This is a genomic window from Candidatus Roizmanbacteria bacterium (assembly GCA_016700135.1).
Lineage (GTDB): Bacteria > Patescibacteriota > Microgenomatia > UBA1406 > GWC2-37-13 > UBA1450.
The window spans coordinates 1,305,953-1,325,644 of the sequence record CP065004.1; the positions used below are offsets into that span (position 1 = coordinate 1,305,953).

Below are 19,692 nucleotides of genomic sequence, written 5' to 3' on the forward strand. Positions count from 1 at the left end.
CTACTATGTGCGGAATATTCGGATATATCGGAGATAAAAAAAATGCCGGGGAGCTCATCCTAAACGGCCTCAAATCGCTTGAGTATCGGGGATATGATTCCTGGGGAGTTGCCGTTAAAAAAGGCAATAATGACCTGTACATCGAAAAACACACCGGCAAGATCGGAGATGCATCCCTACCAGAGCTTTCAACCATGATCGGTATCGGTCATACCAGATGGGCAACTCACGGCGGTGTACAAAAAGCAAATGCGCACCCCCACATCAGCTGTGACAAAGAAATCGTGATTGTACACAACGGTATTGTTGAAAACTTCACGGAACTCAAGAGAGATCTTCTTAAAAAGGGACATATATTTAAATCGGAGACCGATTCAGAAGTCCTTGCTCATCAATTAGAAGAGCTTCTCAAGTCAGAATCTGACCTACAGTCTGCCGTCTACACGTTGAAGGCTATGATACGAGGTATGAATGCCGTGATTGCCTTCTTTCCTAAAAAAGGGACATTTTACATTTTTAAAAACGGCTCACCTATCGTAATCGGAAAAGGTAAGAATGAATATTTTATCGCATCCGATGCATCGGCGATAATACCCCATACAAAAGAGGTGTACTTCGTCGAAGACGGCGAAACGATCTGTTTGAAAAAAGATGAAATTACATTATTTGGCATCCATGGTAAAACAAAAAAAATAAAGTATATGAAACTGAGCTATGATGCCGAGGCAGTAACACGGGGGAAATTTGACCACTTCATGCTGAAAGAAATCTATGAACAGCCGACCGTCGTCACAAATATTGCTTCATCACAAACAGGTGCCATCAAAGAAGTAGCAAAAAGAATCCGAAAAGCGTATGGTACCTATCTGGTCGGCTGCGGAACAGCCTCATATGCCTGCCTTGCCGGAACATATCTTTTCTCAAAGATTGCCAAACGACATATTAATTTTTCCATCGGCTCAGAGTTTTCCTATTTATTGGACTTTCTGAAAGATACGTCTCTGGTAATAGCCCTTTCACAGTCAGGCGAAACAATTGATATTATTGACAGTGTCCAGAAAGCAAAAAAGAAAAAAGCAGAGCTTGTCGCTCTGACCAATGTACTCGGCTCAACGCTCTATCGCATGGCAGATTACAGCATGCTTCTATCGGCAGGTCCTGAAAAAGCAGTAGCGTCAACAAAAGCTTATACAGCAAAAATTGCATTCCTATACCTCATCGCGCATGAACTTGAGGGATCCCTACAACACGGCATATTGAACATACAAAAGGCAGTAAATGAAATTGATGGATTGCTAGACCGAAAAAATCGAATTAAAAAACTGACCGGACAAATAAAAAACCATGACCATATTTTTATTCTCGGACGCGGCGTTTCCTATGCGGCAGCACTTGAATCCGCACTTAAAATTAAGGAAGTATCCTATGTTCATGCGGAGGGTTTCGCGGCAGGAGAACTTAAACACGGTGTCATTGCTCTGATAGAAAAAGGGACACCGGTCATTCTGTTTAACCCTGAGGATGAAACGTATGAAGATAGCCTTTCTGCAGCACATGAAGTGAAAGCCCGCGGCGCGTTTGTCATCGGTGTCTCCAGCAAAAAAAGCGATGTCTATGATGAGTTTATCGAAGTTAAAAACTGTGAAGATGCGACGATTATCCCCAACGTGGTGATTGCACAACTCATGGGATATTATCTAGCTATTGCGAAAGGATTTGATCCTGACATGCCGAGAAACCTGGCAAAAAGTGTCACCGTGAAATAATTAAGGTTCCTCAAGTACCTCTTTTAGTTTGGAAAAATATTTCTTCACTTCCTTTATCAGGTTACTGTCTGCCTGTCGATCGATTAAGTATTTTGCGCTGCCGCCCATCTCATAAGTAAATATCTCTTTATCAACTTTTCCTTTTGTCAGAAGATGGATTGTTGCAATAAGATACTTACTCATTACCGTCATCCTGCCTTCTTTCTTGAAACGACGGAAGGAAAAATAAATTTTGGTTTGCGGTAACAGTTTTGCAGACACCCCTCTTTTCTTCGCCCGCTGCACAATTTCATGATCTTCGTAAACAAAAACCCCTTCATCGTACCCGCCAAGTGATGTAAAGAAATGTCTTTGGAAGACAGCACCGGGACCGTAAGTGAACGGCTTTTGGCTGAGATGGCTCATCTCTACAAATGAAGAAATTACCCTGAATAACACTTCATCGGGAGGTGTCCCGTCATGCGGCAAATGCAGGGGTAAATACAGTAAAAACTCCGAATCATGTATGTTATTAATCAGATCCTGAATAAAGTTAGAATCCAGCTTCATATCAGAGTCCAGAAAAAGCAGATAGTCACCTTTTGCCTGTTGCGCACCGAAATTTCGCTGATATGCAAGATGCCGTTTGTCAGCTTCAATAATCTGAATATTTATTTGATCAGAGAAGCGCTCGGCTTTTTCCCGTGTCTTGTCTTCCGAGTGAGCATCTACAACGATGACTTCAAAATCCTTGGAGGTCTGATCTGCAAGGTTTCGCAGTAATTTCGGAAGATAGACTTCCTCGTTCAATGCCGGGATAATAATGCTTATTGTCGGATTCATGAGTTTTATCTCTTTGCTCACCTCGTGAACAGGTATAATGATTAAGTAAGGCATATTATAACTTTTTTAGGTTAGTTGTTGGTGTGATGATGAAAAAAAACCTCTCCGGTATCGTGTTTGTCATAGCAGTACTTACTGTTGTGATATCAATCAGCATCTTCATCGTTCTCTTTTCAAGACGTGAAAGTGATCTCACAATTGATCATGAAACGACAAGAGATACAGAAACGCAGGCAAGCACTCGAACAATGAATGTAATGACGTTTAACATCAAGGGTTGTAGATTTACTGATGAGGCTTTTTATACGGCGATGTGGAATCGTATTGTTGATGAACTTATTACAAAAGTTGATGCAAATGGCAGAAGATACATTTATGTATCTCTAGCAGGGTTTGAGGAAGTGGATGATTTTTGTGGCGTTCGAAATGAGGATGCTCTAAACGGAGTAACACAAAACCCGACCGAAGATTATTATTTTATTCGATCACTTGAGCGCTATTTCGTCAAGGACAGAGATTTTTTTGTATATCAAAGAAAAATTAAAAGTGAACAAGGAGGGGATTTTAACTCATTCTCACAAATGATGTTTTCCGTTTATCCGATGGAGCTTCTTAGCCCGGAAACAAACTGGCCGTTAAGCGCAAAAATTACCATTCCTGATACTTCCCGACCTTTATACTTTCACGTTATGCACCCAAGAGGTAATTCAGCAAGCTGTAGCAGCAATACAGCATATTTAGATCGTGCTGAAACAATTTCACAAGGGAGTACCAATATTATTTATGCAGGCGATTTTAATGCCCGCTACTATTCAGGCGCCTGTAATTCCCCTCGTGTTAATGAGAATTACACCTTCTCAGTTCCTATAGATCCTCAAAATCCTGAAGCTCGCTTAGATATTATTGACTATGTTATGGCACATAAGCAATCTGATTGGGTCGTTGAATCAGCTATCATGGATCGTACTTGGGATGTGAAAAAAGATGGAATAGAAAGATATTGGTCTGACCATAACCCGGTTATTGCAACGCTGAAGTACACCGGAAGTGCGCCTGTCACAACCGAGACACCTATCACCCCGACAGCTCAAACCACTATTACCCCGACGTCAGCAACAGCAACTGCTACACCGACTACCAATCCGGGAACGAGCATCACACCTCAACCGACTTCTACTGTCACGTCAATCCCGCCAACTGCAACAGTAGTACCAACGGCTACTCTTACTTCCTCTCCAACACCCTCAAATTCTCCCTCTCCAACAGCAACTGCTACACCAACCTCAACGCCAACACCCACCGCGACACCGACATCTACACCCACACCGACTGCAACTCCGACTTTTACGCCTATCCCGACAGCGACACTAACTCCTACTCCCACCATACAACCTGTGCCGTCGGCACCGTCAGATCTCACGATCAATGACACTCCTCCCGGCTTTTCGCCCCTCACGATCCTCATGATTTCGCTCGGTCTTCTTTTCACCGGTCTTTTGCTCTAAAAGCGTGATACAATAACAATTATGGACGTTCTGAAGGTTCAAAACCTCACAAAACAATTCGGAAAATTTAAAGCAGTGGATTCAATCTCATTTACCCTAAAAAAGGGAGAAATACTGGGATTACTGGGTCCGAACGGTGCCGGAAAAACGACAACAATACAGATGCTTTTGGGCGTCCTGTCTCCTTCTTCGGGAATGATTTCCTATTTCGGCCGTGACTTTGATTCAAATAGAGAAGAAATACTTGAGAAAGTAAACTTTTCATCGACCTACACAAATTTACCCTGGAACCTCACGGTAAGGGAAAATCTGACCTATACATCGTATCTGTACAACCTTCCGAACAGGAAAGAACAGCTGTCAAAAATCGTTGAGGCGTTTCGTTTGCAAAAGCTACTGAATCAGACTTTAACCGAGCTTTCGGCCGGGCAGCTGACAAGGGTCAATCTCGCAAAAGCATTTGTGAATAATCCCACAGTCCTTTTACTTGATGAACCGACCTCAAGCCTCGATCCTGAGGTCGCCAAAATGGTTCGCGAATTCATTCTCGCAGAACGGTCAAAAAATGAATTATCAATCGTATTTACCAGTCACAATATGAGCGAAGTCGAAGAGGTTTGTGATCGAATTCTTTTCATCAACAACGGCATTATTGTCGCCGACGACACACCGGAAAATCTTATGAAATCACTTGACACCGTTCGTGTTCGGCTTGTTATGGATAAGACTTGCCTTGCTGCCCTTATGAGTTTCGGCAATCAATACCATGCCTCTATACAGAATAAAGATCGGGATTTTGTAGTCGAACTGAAGGAAAGCCAAGTCCCGGATCTCCTTTCGTATTTAGCTAATCACAAGATGAAGTATTACGAAATCAGTATTGATAAACCTGACCTTGAGGATTATTTTTTATATATTGCCGGTCAGAATAAAAACCGAGACTTATGATTTTACCTTGTCATTCCGGACTTGATCCGGAATCTATTGAATAATGAAAATACATCGAATATACGCCATACTGCTTCGTAATCTCTACCTTTTCAGAAGGAGTTATGATCGTTTGGCCGATTCATTTTACTGGATTACCCTTGATCTCCTGACATGGGGAATTACCGGTGTGTACTTCCAGTCATTCTCACCTGATTCTCAAAACATAGTGTTTATGTTGATCTCCGGTGTAGTTCTTTGGAATTTGGTCTATCGAACGCAGTCGGATATTAATGTCAGTCTACTGGAAGAACTTTGGAACAAGAACCTGATTAATCTGTTTGTGTCTCCTCTGAAGTTTAGCGAGTTTATAAGTGGCCTGGTGATCCTCGGAGTAGTAAAGGCCATGATCAGCCTGATGTTCGGGACACTTCTCGCCTGGCTGTTTTTCCATATCAGTATCCTCAGTTACTCAATACATCTCATATTCTTCTTCCTGTCTCTGGTACTCACGGGAATCTGGGTGGGATTCATGATCTCATCGGTTATCCTTCGATTCGGAACAAGAATTCAAACGCTTGCCTGGACATTTGTATGGATTGTCTCGCCTTTCTCAGCAATTTACTACCCGCTAGAAACACTTCCGCAATGGGCACAGTTCATTTCGCGTGCTCTTCCGACAAGTTATGTGTTTGAACAGGGACGTAACCTGTTGCTACACGGTCAAGTTAATTATCTGATGATCGCAATAAGTTTTGTACTGAATGCTGTCTATATTGTCGGAGCGTTTTTCTTCTTGAAATCGAGTTTCCGTAAAGTTCTCGATAAGGGACTCGTGAAAGTGTACTGATCTACATATTTGATAAGTAATTAGAGTTTGAGTACCGTTGACTGATAAAGAAACTTCATTATAATGAGGCTAATGTCACACCCAATAGAAGCCTTTCAAACCATGATTAATGAACGTAATCCCCGCTTCTTTGACCCAGTCTCCTTCGTGCAAAAAGATATTGACCGTATTTACAACCAAGAACAGGTAACAGTCGGTATGCCCATGGGTGCGGAAGTTATGTTGAATGCGCTGGCCCGTGAACATACGGTTGCCATTGTCGGTGCACAGCTCGGAGATGAGGGAAAAGGACGAATAGTTGACAATAAATTAGAGCAAATTCTTTCTATTCCCGGGATGCAGATGGCATATGTTGTCCGTTTCCAGGGAGGCTCGAATGCCGGTCATACCGTATATACTCCGGATGGTGTAAAAATTCCCCTTCATCAGGTCCCTTCGAGTATAAACGAAGACCGTGCAGTCGGTATCATGGACAGCGGTATGGTCGTCCATATGGAAGATCTAAAAACCGAAATCGAAGACGGCGAAGCGATTGTCGGAGACCTGAGGAACCGTCTCTATTTGAGTGAAGAAGCAAAACTGGTTACCGATCTGGAAAGAGCCGAAGAAGTAGTAAACCGATTTAAAAGTTCAGGTAAGTCAGGAGGAGGTACAGGACGAGGCATCAGTCCCACATATGCCAATGACCTGAGTAGGTTAGGAACTCATGTCAAAGACCTTATGGCTGACAACTGGCGGGAGGTCTACGGTGCCCGATATGACCGATATGCGAAAGAGTTCGCAGTGCACAATTACGACATTGCAACCATGCAGGTACCCGATCTTCGCGAAACAAGAGACCAGAAAAAAGCAGTAACCCGAAATCTCGGGACAATGGATGAATTTTTAGACCGGCTGGAGTCGGTCAGGAACTGGTATATCGAGCGAGATGCAAGTCAGCCTGATAAACCTTCAATGATTCAGAACACATTCATCATGCATCAGGAAATGTACAATAATCTGAATGCAGGAGTATTGTTTGAAGGAGCACAGGCTGTCGGCCTCCATCACTCAATAGGAAGACTTCCAGATGTGACATCCTCAGATACCAGTATCAACGGTATTGCCGCGGGTACGAAGCTGTGGAAAGCACAGGATGTCCGCGAAAAAATCGGTGTCATGAAACTTACCTATATGTCCAGTGTCGGAAGCGTACACATGGCAACTGACTTGATGCTGCCGAGAGGTGCCGTAGAGGATCCGACAAAACTGACTGATCCCCAGAAATACGGGTTGTGGGTTCGTGAAGAAGCACATGAGTACGGGACCACAACAGGAAGACCGCGTGATATCTGTCTTCTGGATCTTGAACTTATGAGATACAACATCCGCATGGGAGGGATCGAGATGCTTGCCGGAACACATTTGGACATTGCGTGGGAAGATATGCCAATCAAAGTCTGTACACATTATGTCGATTCTACGGGTCAACGGGTTCCGTATCAGCCTGGTGTCGAACATCAGGAGAACCTAACCCCTGTATATGTAGACCTCCCCGGATGGGACGGAGCGGCCACTCAAGCCGCACGTACATTCGATGAGCTTCCCGATAATGCAAAGAAATTCCTGGCTTTTGTTCAGGCTCAAACATCAACACCAATCACGGCCGTCACCAACGGACCGCATCGTGACCAGCTTGTCGATATACCCCGATGGGAAATTCCGCCGAAGCAATTCCGGAGCGCAGACCGAACTCTCTGAGAAGGAGCATTCTCGTTCATATCTGACAAAAATGCGGATGTTGAAGGTTATACTAAACCTCAGAATCAAGCAATAATGGGTTTGTAAATGTACAAGGATACTGATCAGAAGGAACCCCTACAAAGGTCAGGATATCAATAACAGCTACAATGTCAGAATATCTTCATAAGATTCGTGTAGAATGTTGAAATGGAATCAAAAAGTACTACATCCCAAATTGTAAGAAAGAGCTTCACGCTAATGGTCATAAGACTGGTGATATTTGAGCTGATCTTAGAGTCAATATATATCGCTTGGCGATTCGGTATCGATGGCTTCCCCATATCTCCAGAAATGAAAATATCGCTGCACAGCTATACAACAGTTGTATTCATCATTGTAACCATATCACAAATCATAATTTTACTTAGAATTGTCTTACAGTGGATGAACGAAAGCTATGAACTGAAGAATAATGAATTGACGATTTATGAAGGCGTTCTTTCGAAAATATCAAGATCATATCCCTACAATCAAATCCAAACAATCACTGTGAGTCAAAGCATGTTTGGACGTTTGCTCAATTTCGGAACAATTGTACTGACAATTCCGACACTATCCCAAGATCTCGTGCTAAATGAAATACCTAAACCACATCTCTTCGCTGAACAAATTAAAAACTACTTGCCCAAATCAGACCAATCTGCTTTATTTTTACGAAGAAAGTAACCATCTTATCACCCCATCTCGGGATAATGGCATTTCTTGAATTTCTTGCCCGACCCACACCAGCAGGGATCATTTCTTCCCAGTGTTTTCTTTTTGGGTGCATTCAACGAGACAGCTTTCTGAGCTGGCTGCTGTGTCGGTTGCTGAGCCGGTTCTTTTTGCTTACCTGAGAAAGGATCAACTGCTGACGCCGCCTGAAACTGCATCGGCTGTTTTTGTTGCTGCTTTTCTTTGATTTCTTCCGCCTGTTTCGGTTCCTGAATCTCGACCCGCATGATGCGGCGGATAGATTCGTAATTGATATCAGACAGAAGTTTTTCGAACATCATAAACGCCTCATTTTTATATTCAACCAACGGATCCATCTGCGCAAATCCGCGTAAGTTTATCCCTTGTCTGAGATCGTCAATAGCGGTAAGGTGTTGAGTCCAATATTGATCAATAGTCGAAAGAAACAATGACCGTACGACCTGATTCCACATTTGTTCCCCCAACTTCTCCGCACGCGACGCATAATGTTTCCGTGCCTGCTTTGTCAAATATTCCTGAAAAGCCTCTTCATCATTATCCTCAAGGATCTTGTTCAGTTGTTCTTTTTTGATATCCAGAAGGACATCGACATCTTTTTCAAACTGCTCACGTATTTCATCCTGAGTTTCTTTCAACGCAAAAAAATTCGCACCCATCATCGCAATCTGTTCATCGATCACACGATACACAGTTTCCTGAAATGCCTTCGGGTCGGTCTCAGGATAATTTAAGAGTTTTCTTCTCAGCGAATAAATAATATCGCGTTGTCTGTTCAGAACATCGTCATACTCCACCAGATGTTTTCGGATGTCAAAGTTGAAACCTTCAACCTTGACCTGGGCCTGCTCGATCGCACGGGAAACCATACCGTGTGAAAGCGGCTGATCTTCCGGGAAATTGAGCATAGTCATCATATTTGCTATCTGTTCACCGCCGAAAATGCGCATCACATCATCTTCAAGTGAGACATAAAATCGTGTCTCTCCGTGATCGCCCTGACGTCCTGAGCGTCCTCTGAGCTGATTGTCTATACGGCGTGATTCATGTCTTTCTGTACCGATCACATACAGACCGCCGAGCTTGATGATATCTGCATGTTCCTTTTCCCATGCTTCATACGCCTTCTTGTACTCCGCTTCCGATTTGAAACTGCCCCGTTCGACTCCCCCTCCCAGGACGATATCGACTCCACGGCCGGCCATATTCGTAGCCACAGTCACGGCATGTTTTTTTCCGGCCTGAGCGATAATATGTGCTTCACGTTCATGATTTTTTGCATTCAAAAGTTCATGCGGAATACCTTTCTGCTTCAGAAGTCTCGAAAGGTGTTCGTTTTTATCAATGGAGGTCGTGCCTACCAAAACAGGTCGTCCTTTTTTGTACTGCTCAGCTATATCATCCACAACGGCATTGTATTTCCCCCGCATTGTTTTGAAAATCAGATCCGGATGATCGACACGGGCCATATCGCGGTGAGTCGGAATGACCAAGACGTCAGCGTTGTATATTTTATTGAATTCCTCAGCTTCGGTCGATGCGGTACCTGTCATGCCTGCCAGCTTTTCATACATTCTGAAGTAATTCTGAAGCGAAACCGTAGCCAGAGTTTTTGATTCCTGTTTGATCTGTACGCCTTCTTTCGCCTCTATTGCCTGATGCAGTCCTTCGGAAAACCTTCTTCCTTCAAGTAGCCGTCCCGTAAATTCATCAACGATGATGACTTCTCCGTTCCGAACGATGTAATCTTTATCTAGCTGAAACAAAGTTTGTGCTTTCAGTGATGCTTCAATATAAGAAAGTGTGTCGAAATCCTTCTCATAAATATTGTCAACACCCAGGATTTTTTCAACCTTTTCAATCCCCTTCTCAGTCAGATGTGCGGTTCTCAGTTTTTCATCAATCACAAAATCCATTTCCGGTGAAAGCTGTTTGACGATTTTTGAATAGTCATAATATTTAGAAGTATCCTGGTCGTATGGTGCTGAAATAATATGAGGAGTTCGTGCCTCATCAATAAGTACTGAATCCGCTTCATCGACAATCGCAAAATGAAAGCCCCGCTGGACAAGCTGTGCCGGACTTTGAGCCATGTTGTCCCGGAGATAATCAAATCCGAATTCCGAATTGATACCATAGGTGATATCAGCCTCATATGCCGCTTTTCGTGAGATAGGACGAAGATGCGCCAAACGTTTATCGGCTATATCTTTTTCCGTATATTCCGGATCGTACTGAAGTGACTGTCCCGAAATCATTGCTGAAGTCGTCAAGCCGAGGAAGTGAAATACCTGGCCCATCCATCCGGCATCGCGTCTGGCAAGATAATCGTTTACGGTGACAAGATGTGCCCCTTTGCCTTCAAGTGCATTGAGATACAAAGCGGCTGTTGCTGTCAACGTTTTCCCTTCTCCCGTTTTTTGCTCCACGATTTTTCCTTCATGCATCGCAATCCCTCCGATGAGCTGGACATCATAATGCCGTTGTCCGAGTGTCCTTCTGGCAGCTTCGCGTACGAGCGCAAATGACCAGGGAAGAATATCATCTAGCGTTTTTCCTGACTGAAGTTCTTTTTTGAGTTTTTCCGTTTCGTTTCTGAAGTCATCATCTTTTAGACCGCGTGCCTTATCCTCCAGAGCATTGATTTCATTTACAATTGCGCTAATTCTGTTTATTTCTTTCTGGTTAAAGTCAAAAAAGTTTTTGATGAAGGACAACATATGAATACAATTCTAAAACACAAATAATAATTTACAAGCTAAAAGAAGAGAAAAAAGGTATTATTGCAGGAAATACTCGTTCGGTATCACAAGCAGCCGTTCAGCGGTAAAACGGGTCTGACTGGTATTTTCAGGATTTCCTTTTACGACTACATGCACTGAGTCGCCTTCTTTCAACTTTGAAAAACCGATTTTTTCTGTTTCTAATGTCTTGATATTGAGCATTTTCTGACTGGTCTTGGATTCAACATCCAGGACATAGTCAGTCTTATCAACGGTCAAAACATTGACCGTAAAATCTTCTGATGTTACGTTTGTTATCTTGCCTGATATGACAAGATACTGTTGATCACGATAAACCGCATTTGCCGTGATTGAGTCTCCGATTTCGGGTCCCGTCACGAAAAGATAATCTCCTTTTTCGATATCATCCTGCTCCAGATCCGTCGTTTTGTTCCGGCGATATCATAAAAGTCAGTCAAGGTATCGTCAATAGATATGCTTATTTGTTTGCCGTCAGAATCAGTGAGAGTCCAGTCGTTGTTATCAATTTCAGCTACTATTCCGGATACGGCTTTTTCCGTTTCTTTCAGCTGCTCCACCTTTTCAGCAACTTTTTCCTTAAGTTTATCCACTTCCTCGGTCAGACTTCCTGAGGGAGTTGATGTCGGGGATTGAGAAAAAACAGGAACTGCAACAACGGTAAAAATAAGCAAAGTTAATGCTGTTACCGAATATTTCATATTATTCATCTTTGAGATAATAAATTCGTAACGTTTGTTCCTGCGGAGTACTGCTTCCTGAGTAAACACTGATCTGTATTACGTTTTCACCCAAAGCAAGAGGCATCTCAACTGAAAAATCTCCTTTTTCATTTTTCAAAATTTCTTCAGCTACCTGTGACTGGAAAACAATAAGACCATTGAGAGGAGCTTTTCCGGAAATCGTGACGGTGTCTTCATTGACAACGGCACCCGGCTCAGGTGAAGAAACTACAAGCTGTGCTTGTGAAGTGCTTGCCGTGACAGGCTGAGTTATGACCTTTTTATCATCAGATTCTATAGGAATTACTTTAGCTTCATCACTGTTGTTTGTCTGAAAAAGCACAAACAACCCTGCACCAGCACCCAATAAAATACCGAACACAATAGCAACAATGGTTTCCTGTTTCATATGTTAATTATAAATCAGTTCTCTCAAAATTGTAGGAATGGTTTCAATAAGATCTGCTACATTGTACCAAAGTCCTTTCGAAGACATAAGTTTGTCTGCAGCTTTCTTCTCCAGAAAAGACGCTATCAGGGCTGATGTGACGGGATCATTTTTAGCATACAACGAAACGATAAGACCTGCCAGTACATCACCGGTACCTCCTTTTGTCAGACCCTGATTGCCGCCTTCGATTGTGATAACTGTTTCACCGTCGGAAACGATATCCTTTATTGCCTTGAGGAGAATGACACAACGATGCTTCTTTGCCTGTTCTTTTACTACCTTTTCCTTTTCTTCCATTGGTAATTCCGTGACACGTATACCGAAGAGCCGTTCGAATTCCAGTTGATGCGGTGTCAGAATAGGCAAAACACTGCAGTCTGCGATCCATCGAAGCTCCATCATCTGAAGAGCCCCGGCGTCAAGCACGAATTTTTTATCTGGGAACTGAGACAATGCATACCTGGTAATCGCTTTTGTATAGGTTGCCTCATCGGTGATTTTTATAATCTCTTCATAAGATTGTAGGTTTTCGATATGAACCTGCTCATCTGATCGCACCATTCCGGGACCAATCAGTATCGCATCGTCCTCCTCAATATATGACGGAATGTCCTTTTGGTGTACGACAATTCCGTTTCTGAATGTTTTTTTAAGTGACAGCAATATCTCATTATTCTCAGTCGTTGAGGAGTAATGTACCATGTCAGCGAAATGCGACGCAATTTCTGCCGCCCACAAAGATGCGGCATGAAAGAGAGCCGACCCACCGATAATCATGACTTTGCCGTTTTTTCCTTTGTGGGAATCTTCGGACGGGATATAGAGTTTGTCGAGAAACGTTTTTACAGATTCTGCTTCTTCAGTTCGTATTTTCATATGATGTTCTTTGTCATGCTGAACTCCCGCCTGCCAGCCCGAAAAGCTGGGAATATCGCTGCTGACGGGCATCGCTAGGCAAAGCATTGCGGGCACGATGTTTCAGCATCTAACGGAAACAAAGATCCCGAAATAAATTCGGGATGACAGCAGTGAGCTCTGATATTTTCGTGCATTAACTACGCTCTACCACCTACTGCCTTATTTGCTATAATTATACCTTATGAAGATTTCACATCGCGACCTCCGCAATAAATATTCTGCATTTTTTGAAAAAAATAAGCATGTCGAAGTTCCGGCAATCTCGCTTGTGCCGCAAAATGACCCGACTACACTGTTTACCGGATCGGGAATGCAGCAACTTGTCCCCTATCTTTTGGGAGAAGAACATCCTCTGGGAAACAGACTTTTTAATGTCCAGCCTTGTATCAGGGCTCAGGATATCGAAGAAGTCGGTGATAACCGTCATGATACATTTTTGAGATGATGGGAAACTGGTCTTTGGGAGATTACTTCAAAAATGAACAGTTGAACAATCTATTTACGTTCCTCACTGATCCCGAGATCGGGCTCGGTCTTGACCCGAAAAGACTATATGTAACGGCTTTTGAAGGAAATGATTCGGCTCCTCAGGATAAAGAAAGCATTGAAATCTGGAAAGATATATTTCATAAAGCAGGAATGGAAGCTAAAATCGGTGAACGGATTTTCCTTTATGGTGCTGAGAAAAACTGGTGGTCACGGGCGGGAGTACCTGAAAATATGCCGGCAGGTGAACCGGGAGGTCCGGACAGTGAAGTCTTCTACCAATTTGATGTCGAACATGATCCTTCATTCGGAGAGAAATGTCACCCGAACTGTGACTGCGGCAGGTTTATGGAGATCGGAAATTCTGTTTTCATGCAGTATAAAAAGATGGACAACGGGACATTTGCAGAACTTCCGAAAATGAATGTCGATTTCGGCGGAGGTCTGGAACGGCTACTTGCCGCGGCAAATGATGACCCCGACATTTTCAAGACTGATGTTTTTTCATCGATAGTCAAAGGAGTCGAAAAAGCCACGGGAATTTCATACGGACAGGAAGAATTTAAGCCTGCAATGAGAATTATCGCCGATCATCTGAAAACAGCTACATTTATCATCAAAGACGGCATTACACCATCCAACAAAGAACAGGGTTATATCCTTCGTAGACTTCTTCGTCGGGCACTTGTGAAAGTGAGAGCCTTGAATAACGGATTTTCGATCGATTCCATATCCCCAATTATCGAAAAAGTACTTGAGACCTATGATGGAATTTATTTTGATATCAGTAAAGATAAAGAAACTATTATTCCCGTCATCACACAAGAGATAGTGAAGTTTCAGAAAACGCTTGAGAAGGGATTGCGTGAAATCGAAAAACTGAAAGAGGTAAATGCTAAACAGGCGTTTGATCTTTATCAGTCCTATGGATTTCCGCTGGAAATCACGCAGGAAATTCTGGAAGAACGCGGACAAAAGATTGACCGCAAAGCATGGAAGGAAGAAGTCCAAAAACATCGGGAAAAGTCACGGTCTTCAGCTCTGGATCGGTTCAAAGGCGGACTCGCTGATCATTCGGAACAGACAGTCAGATATCATACGGCCACACATTTGATTCACCAGGCCCTTTTTGATATTTTAGGAGATTCTGTCCGACAGGAAGGCTCAAATATCACCGCAGAACGTCTGAGATTTGATTTTTACAGTGTGAATGCACCGGCTGAAGATGCAAAACAGCAAATCGAAGAGATTGTAAACGGAAAAATCAAAGAAGCTCTTACTGTTCAGAAAGTCGTATTGCCGAAGACTGAAGCGGAAAAAGTCGGAGCTCGATCATTTTTTAAAGAAAAATATCCCGATCAGGTGAATGTATATTTTATCGGTGGTGACGCAGATCATATCAAAGATGCTTATTCCAAAGAGTTCTGCGGCGGTCCTCATGTGACAAATACAAGTGAGATCGGTCACATCACCATAGAAAAACTCAAAAAAATCGGAAGTAATATGTATCGTGTGTATGCAAAGTAGCTTATAGACTGTAGATGGTAGGTTGTAGAAAATAATGAATGATGTAATATTATGTTATGTCATCATATAAGGATCTTATTGTATGGAAAAAGTCGATCAATCTTGTTACAGAAATATACACTGTAACAGCTGCATTGCCTACTGAAGAAAAATTTGGCCTTGTATCACAGATGAGAAGAAGTGCAGTTTCCATACCTTCAAACATTGCTGAAGGTCGGCGCAGAAATTCGCAAAAAGAGTATAAACAATTTTTAGCAATTGCTTATGGTTCTGGCGCCGAACTTGAAACCCAAATAGAAATTGTTAAGCGCTTACCATTTGGTTCAACAATTGAGTTTCGTAATACAGATTTTTTGTTATTAGAAGTTATGAAAATGTTAAATGTTATGGTCAGTAGGCTCGACTAACTACAGCCTACAACCTACCACCTATTGCCTATGAAAAAAAATCTCATATCTTTCGTTGACCTGATGAAAGTTGATATCAGAGTCGGTGAGGTTACGGAAGCAAAGAAGGTTGAGGAATCGAATAAGCTTATTGAACTTACCGTCAACTTTGGGGAAGATTACGGAATCGCAACCATTTTTACAGGAATGCAGAAATGGTATACGCCGGAGGATTTTCAAGGAAAAAAATTCTTATTTGTAGCCAATCTTGAACCGAAAAAAATGATGGATCGTGAGTCACAAGGTATGATTCTTTCGGCTGTCAAAGACAACGAACCCGTCATTATTCCCGTCAGCCAGGATCTGGAAAACGGAACCGAAATCCTGTAATCATACTTTCTTTTTTAAAGAAAGTCTTGTATGATGTTTTCATTCGTTAACTATCTATTATTATTTTTTTACCAACAATGGCAAGTAAAAAAGACGAAAAGTCAACAAAGTCCACCGCTGCGAAACATCCGATGGAACATAAGAATGACCAAAATCATTCAGATACTACCCCCGCGCAGGATCGCGCAATCGACTCAGTTATGAACCGCCTCAGTCAGCAATTCAATCTTTTGACTATTTTGATTGTTGCTCTCTTCCTTTTCCAGGCATATACCTTTTATCAGGTAAAGGATATTCAGAAAAACGGAACAGTTGCCGGAACCGGCGCTGCTCAGGAATCCCCTCTTTCAGAGGAAAAACTGATCTCATACGCTGAAGAACTTGATCTTGATAAAAATAAATTTATTCAGTGTCTTGATGCCGAGCAAACAGCATCAACCGTACGCGCTGATATGGATCAGGCTGCAAGTCTCTCAGTCCAGGGTACACCGGGCTTTTTCATCAACGGAAAATTCTTGGGCGGTGCATTCCCCTATGAGACTTTCAAAGAAATCATCGACAAGGAAATCGCCGGTGAACCGTCAAATGCCTGTACCGATTACTCGGAAGATCTGCAGCAGTTCTGTAGTGATCCTGAAACAGCAGCTTTTAAGCCGGAACCTGTCGAAGTTGCGGTCAATAATTCACCAATCATCGGTTCAAGAAATTCGAAAGTAATAATCGTCGAATTCTCTGACTTTGAGTGTCCGTTCTGTGCGCGAGCATACTCTACGGTCAAACAGATTCAGGCAGATTATCCGAATGATGTCGCTATCGCTTACAAACACTTACCTTTGACACAACTGCATCCGAATGCAGAACGTGCAGCACAGGCATCCGTTTGTGCTCAGGAACAAGGAAAGTTCTGGGAGTATCATGACAAACTGTTTGAGTCTCAGGGAGCGCAATAATACTTAACGCAATTTGATAGAAAAGGACGGGAAACCCCGTCCTTTTTTTGTAGGTCACTATTCCCGGAAGCTGTCATTTACTTGGAAGTTTGCAAAATCTAAATGCATATTAACCGGTGTTGCCCATGTACTGTCACTTCCTCCGAAGAATGTAGAGAAAAATACTCCACCAAACTCGAGGTTTTCTACTCCTCTATACCTCATTCCACGCTGATGTAAAACCTCTTGATCATTCATCCAAACCTGAATTCGCCCGTCGTCCTGGCCCGGTTCATTTAAGCGTACCTGTTGACGCATATCCAACCATTCTCCTTTGACGAAGCTCCAGTTACCCAAACCATAGTGGATTCCGTGATCAAACGAATGTCCTCCAATTTCCGGCGAATATACATATGCTGACCCACGCCCGTCCCTATTCCACATATATCTTGTTGAAAACCCATTAGTACCATCTGGAGGGCGTTGACCACTATATACTTCACCACCATAAAATCCCGGAAGTTTTCCTCCTTTTACAAATGAAAAACTCTGCGGAAACCTGACAGAATAGGTTAAATTAAGCCTCTCTTTATTTTTTCCATTGTGAAGGAAGAGCGACATTAAATTGACCGCCACCAACAGGTGCTCTTTCGTTTTTTGTAACTGTCTGGCTGGCTGAAGAACCGGCAGGGTACCGCACACGAAGCACATATGGTGAACCATTTTCATGCCATTTAAACAGCTGAAGATTCTCCAGGCCAAACCACTTCTCTTCATCAACAAGCTCTCCGTCTAACCCGATTGCAGGCAGGACTTCATTCTGAAGTAACTGTTTATTGATTTATCCAAAGTCATAAAGGAGCTCCAGGTCAGAAACCTCAGGAGTTGTAGGCACCATAGTTTCAGTGGAAACCTGCTTTGGAGATGGGATACCAGTTGGTGTGGCGGGCAATTCATCTCTACCACATGATGCCAATACAAGTGTACCCGCTGCCCATAGTAATAGCTGCCTTCTTGTATACGTTCGTTTTTTTCGGTATTTTTTATTAGTTCGCTCATGGCAGATAAATAACCTGTATATTGTATGCTCTACCGCAACAAGATCAAAGTAGATACAGTAATTGCTACTTATTTCTTACCTATTTCTTACATATTGCTTACTTTTATTCACTTATTATTGCCCTGTAGAAATGGTTCACTTAGTTACGCAATTAAATGAACTATTCCACGGAATTGGCAAGGTGCTCCGACATTAGGTAACGGCAGACCGAAGAATAATACGTTTAGTACGAACGAAATCAACAGGAACTGGCAGTTCGGAATAAAGCTAAAAGAAGCGGATAACAATACATTTGACGGGAACCAATTGATTGACAACTATAAATCCCTGACCGTATATTCCAACAATCCGACGGGAAACAGCTTTGTAAACAACACGTTCTCAGGAAGCGGAGGGTATGCCATGAAACTTGATAACGCGACAAATACCGAGGTCACCGGAAACACATTCACAGCAAACAAGTATGCGCTTCAGGTTTTTGGCGGATCAAATCATACCATCAGCAAAAATCTGATTTCAGACAGCACCTATCAGGGTGTTCGGTTCGAGAATACAACGGGCAATGCCTTTGACGGAAACACTGTTGAGGGAAATCCGACTGGACTTGCCTTACTGACATCAACCGGTAATGCGATCACGAATAACTCATTTAACAATAATCAGAACTACGGTATTCATCTGGTAACTTCCCCGAACAATACCCTTTCCGGGAATACATTCTCAGGAAACGGGACAGATGTGTATGAACAGTAAATAAGAATTGTGCCGGCTCTTTGAGCCGGCACTTGTTTAGACTATTTGTTTGAATAAGTAAAGAAGATTGACAACCATCTCCCCCGGCTTGCCGTCACCGATACGGGTTTCATCAATCATGACAACCGGAGTGATTTCGTGACTGGAGTTTGTGATAAACGCTTCATCTAAATCAGCTAATTCTGACTTGTTGATAAAACGAAGTTCAACGGGAATGTTTTCGTTTTCCGCGATCTCTAAAATCACTTTTCTGGTTATTCCTTTCAAAATCCCTGTTTCTGCCGTGACAAGTTTGCCGTTTTTGACACCGAAGAAGTTACTTCTGGTTGCCTCATAGATATTCCCTTCAGAATCGGTGTGAAGGATATCTACAGCTCCGGTTTGCTGAACTTTCTGTATTTCGACAATGCTTGCCGCATAATTTGTCGATTTAATATCCGGAAGTTGCCTCATAAGAGATGAGGTGCATACCTTAATCCCCGTTTCATATAAAGATTGCGGCATCTCTTCACCTTTTGCAAAATAGACAAAAAATGTCTGATCCCGGGCAGGCATAAATCCGTCAGGACTTAGTCCTCCTGTTTGAATAAATTTAATATATGTATTGGCAAAACCATTCATTTTAATCCCTTCGAGAATAATTCGCGTCATATCTTCTTTTGAGTACTTCGGTGTCATCCCCATCAGGCGTGCAGAGTTATAAAAACGATCAATATGATCCTCCAGGCGAAAGGGTACCCCTTCATACGTACGAAGAAAATCAAATATTGCAAAACCGCGCAGAACCGCAATATCCTTAATGGAAATACTAGCTTGTGTATCTTCAACCCATGTATCGTCAATAAAAAGTTTCATATGGAAAAAAAGTTATAACAATGATGTAGTCGTGATTTCCAGATATATCATGCTCAATTTCGTGATTAACACTAAGTAAATTCTCGATGATCCAGTTTGTGTTACTTC

At 42.5% G+C, this 19,692-nt stretch carries 20 protein-coding genes; 12 read left to right on the plus strand and 8 right to left on the minus strand.

The annotated features are described in order from the left end of the window. Positions 1 to 5: 5 nt before the first annotated feature. Entirely contained in the window at positions 6 to 1,766 is a 1,761-nt protein-coding gene (gene glmS / locus IPM65_06885) for a glutamine--fructose-6-phosphate transaminase (isomerizing) (GenBank protein ID QQS43830.1), read from the plus strand. Here the strand turns inward: glmS and IPM65_06890 are convergent, their stop codons facing one another. Beyond that, a complete protein-coding gene (locus tag IPM65_06890; GenBank protein QQS43831.1) occupies positions 1,767 to 2,642 on the minus strand; it encodes a glycosyltransferase in 876 nt (291 codons plus the stop codon). It abuts the gene before it with no gap. Between the two features lie 35 nt (positions 2,643 to 2,677). On the opposite strand from IPM65_06890, the gene IPM65_06895 reads away from it, so the two are divergent. The 5 genes from IPM65_06895 (at position 2,678) to IPM65_06915 (ending at position 8,318) form a co-directional block, all read left to right on the plus strand. Further along, positions 2,678 to 4,093, plus strand: coding sequence for a hypothetical protein (locus IPM65_06895; protein ID QQS43832.1), 1,416 nt, complete (start codon positions 2,678 to 2,680; stop codon positions 4,091 to 4,093). Positions 4,094 to 4,114: 21 nt separating this feature from the next. Continuing rightward, positions 4,115 to 5,041 (plus strand): ABC transporter ATP-binding protein, encoded by a 927-nt coding sequence (locus IPM65_06900; protein ID QQS43833.1) that lies wholly within the window; start codon positions 4,115 to 4,117, stop codon positions 5,039 to 5,041. A gap of 43 nt (positions 5,042 to 5,084) precedes the next feature. Beyond that, a complete protein-coding gene (locus tag IPM65_06905) occupies positions 5,085 to 5,870 on the plus strand; it encodes an ABC transporter permease (GenBank protein QQS43834.1) in 786 nt (261 codons plus the stop codon). A 72-nt stretch (positions 5,871 to 5,942) separates the two neighbouring features. Then, positions 5,943 to 7,610 carry an adenylosuccinate synthetase gene (locus IPM65_06910; GenBank protein ID QQS43835.1) on the plus strand — a complete coding sequence of 556 codons (1,668 nt, stop codon included), beginning with the start codon at positions 5,943 to 5,945 and terminating at the stop codon, positions 7,608 to 7,610. Positions 7,611 to 7,799: 189 nt separating this feature from the next. Continuing rightward, positions 7,800 to 8,318 (plus strand): PH domain-containing protein, encoded by a 519-nt coding sequence (locus IPM65_06915; GenBank protein QQS43836.1) that lies wholly within the window; start codon positions 7,800 to 7,802, stop codon positions 8,316 to 8,318. A gap of 8 nt (positions 8,319 to 8,326) precedes the next feature. On the opposite strand, the gene secA is transcribed toward IPM65_06915, so the two are convergent. Genes secA through IPM65_06940 form a run of 5 tightly spaced genes read right to left on the minus strand, consistent with a single transcriptional unit; the run spans position 8,327 to position 13,243 of the window. Then, entirely contained in the window at positions 8,327 to 11,065 is a 2,739-nt protein-coding gene (gene secA / locus IPM65_06920) for a preprotein translocase subunit SecA (protein QQS43837.1), read from the minus strand. A 60-nt stretch (positions 11,066 to 11,125) separates the two neighbouring features. Then, complete coding sequence (locus IPM65_06925) at positions 11,126 to 11,467, minus strand: hypothetical protein (protein QQS43838.1); 342 nt, start codon at positions 11,465 to 11,467, stop codon at positions 11,126 to 11,128. Next, complete coding sequence (locus IPM65_06930; protein ID QQS43839.1) at positions 11,464 to 11,817, minus strand: hypothetical protein; 354 nt, start codon at positions 11,815 to 11,817, stop codon at positions 11,464 to 11,466. Before IPM65_06930 ends, IPM65_06925 begins: the two co-directional genes overlap by 4 nt. Continuing rightward, positions 11,810 to 12,238 (minus strand): hypothetical protein, encoded by a 429-nt coding sequence (locus IPM65_06935; GenBank protein QQS43840.1) that lies wholly within the window; start codon positions 12,236 to 12,238, stop codon positions 11,810 to 11,812. The genes IPM65_06930 and IPM65_06935 overlap by 8 nt, the downstream gene beginning before the upstream one ends. Before the next feature lie 3 nt (positions 12,239 to 12,241). Beyond that, entirely contained in the window at positions 12,242 to 13,243 is a 1,002-nt protein-coding gene (locus IPM65_06940; GenBank protein QQS43841.1) for an NAD(P)H-hydrate dehydratase, read from the minus strand. A 136-nt stretch (positions 13,244 to 13,379) separates the two neighbouring features. Here IPM65_06940 and IPM65_06945 point away from each other — a divergent pair, with 136 nt between their 5' ends. The 5 genes from IPM65_06945 to IPM65_06965 all read left to right on the plus strand — a co-directional run bounded on the left by IPM65_06945 (position 13,380) and on the right by IPM65_06965 (position 16,937). Beyond that, positions 13,380 to 13,643, plus strand: a complete 264-nt coding sequence (locus IPM65_06945) for a hypothetical protein (protein QQS43842.1) — start codon at positions 13,380 to 13,382, stop codon at positions 13,641 to 13,643. Further along, on the plus strand, positions 13,640 to 15,211 hold the full coding sequence (locus IPM65_06950) for an alanine--tRNA ligase (GenBank protein QQS43843.1): 1,572 nt from the start codon (positions 13,640 to 13,642) through the stop codon (positions 15,209 to 15,211). The genes IPM65_06945 and IPM65_06950 overlap by 4 nt, the downstream gene beginning before the upstream one ends. Before the next feature lie 56 nt (positions 15,212 to 15,267). Beyond that, positions 15,268 to 15,618, plus strand: coding sequence for a four helix bundle protein (locus IPM65_06955; protein ID QQS43844.1), 351 nt, complete (start codon positions 15,268 to 15,270; stop codon positions 15,616 to 15,618). A gap of 30 nt (positions 15,619 to 15,648) precedes the next feature. Beyond that, a complete protein-coding gene (locus tag IPM65_06960; protein ID QQS43845.1) occupies positions 15,649 to 15,987 on the plus strand; it encodes a methionine--tRNA ligase in 339 nt (112 codons plus the stop codon). Positions 15,988 to 16,064: 77 nt separating this feature from the next. After that, the gene (locus IPM65_06965; protein QQS43846.1) at positions 16,065 to 16,937 is read left to right on the plus strand and encodes a thioredoxin domain-containing protein; all 873 of its coding nucleotides are present in this window, start codon (positions 16,065 to 16,067) and stop codon (positions 16,935 to 16,937) included. 57 nt (positions 16,938 to 16,994) lie between these two features. Here the strand turns inward: IPM65_06965 and IPM65_06970 are convergent, their stop codons facing one another. After that, on the minus strand, positions 16,995 to 17,645 hold the full coding sequence (locus IPM65_06970) for a hypothetical protein (GenBank protein ID QQS43847.1): 651 nt from the start codon (positions 17,643 to 17,645) through the stop codon (positions 16,995 to 16,997). A gap of 637 nt (positions 17,646 to 18,282) precedes the next feature. Between IPM65_06970 and IPM65_06975 the strand changes: the two genes are divergently transcribed. Further along, positions 18,283 to 18,729 carry a right-handed parallel beta-helix repeat-containing protein gene (locus IPM65_06975; GenBank protein QQS43848.1) on the plus strand — a complete coding sequence of 149 codons (447 nt, stop codon included), beginning with the start codon at positions 18,283 to 18,285 and terminating at the stop codon, positions 18,727 to 18,729. Positions 18,730 to 18,765: 36 nt separating this feature from the next. Here IPM65_06975 and IPM65_06980 read toward each other — a convergent pair whose 3' ends face one another. Beyond that, entirely contained in the window at positions 18,766 to 19,584 is an 819-nt protein-coding gene (locus tag IPM65_06980; GenBank protein ID QQS43849.1) for an aminotransferase class IV family protein, read from the minus strand. Between the last annotated feature and the right edge of the window lie 108 nt (positions 19,585 to 19,692).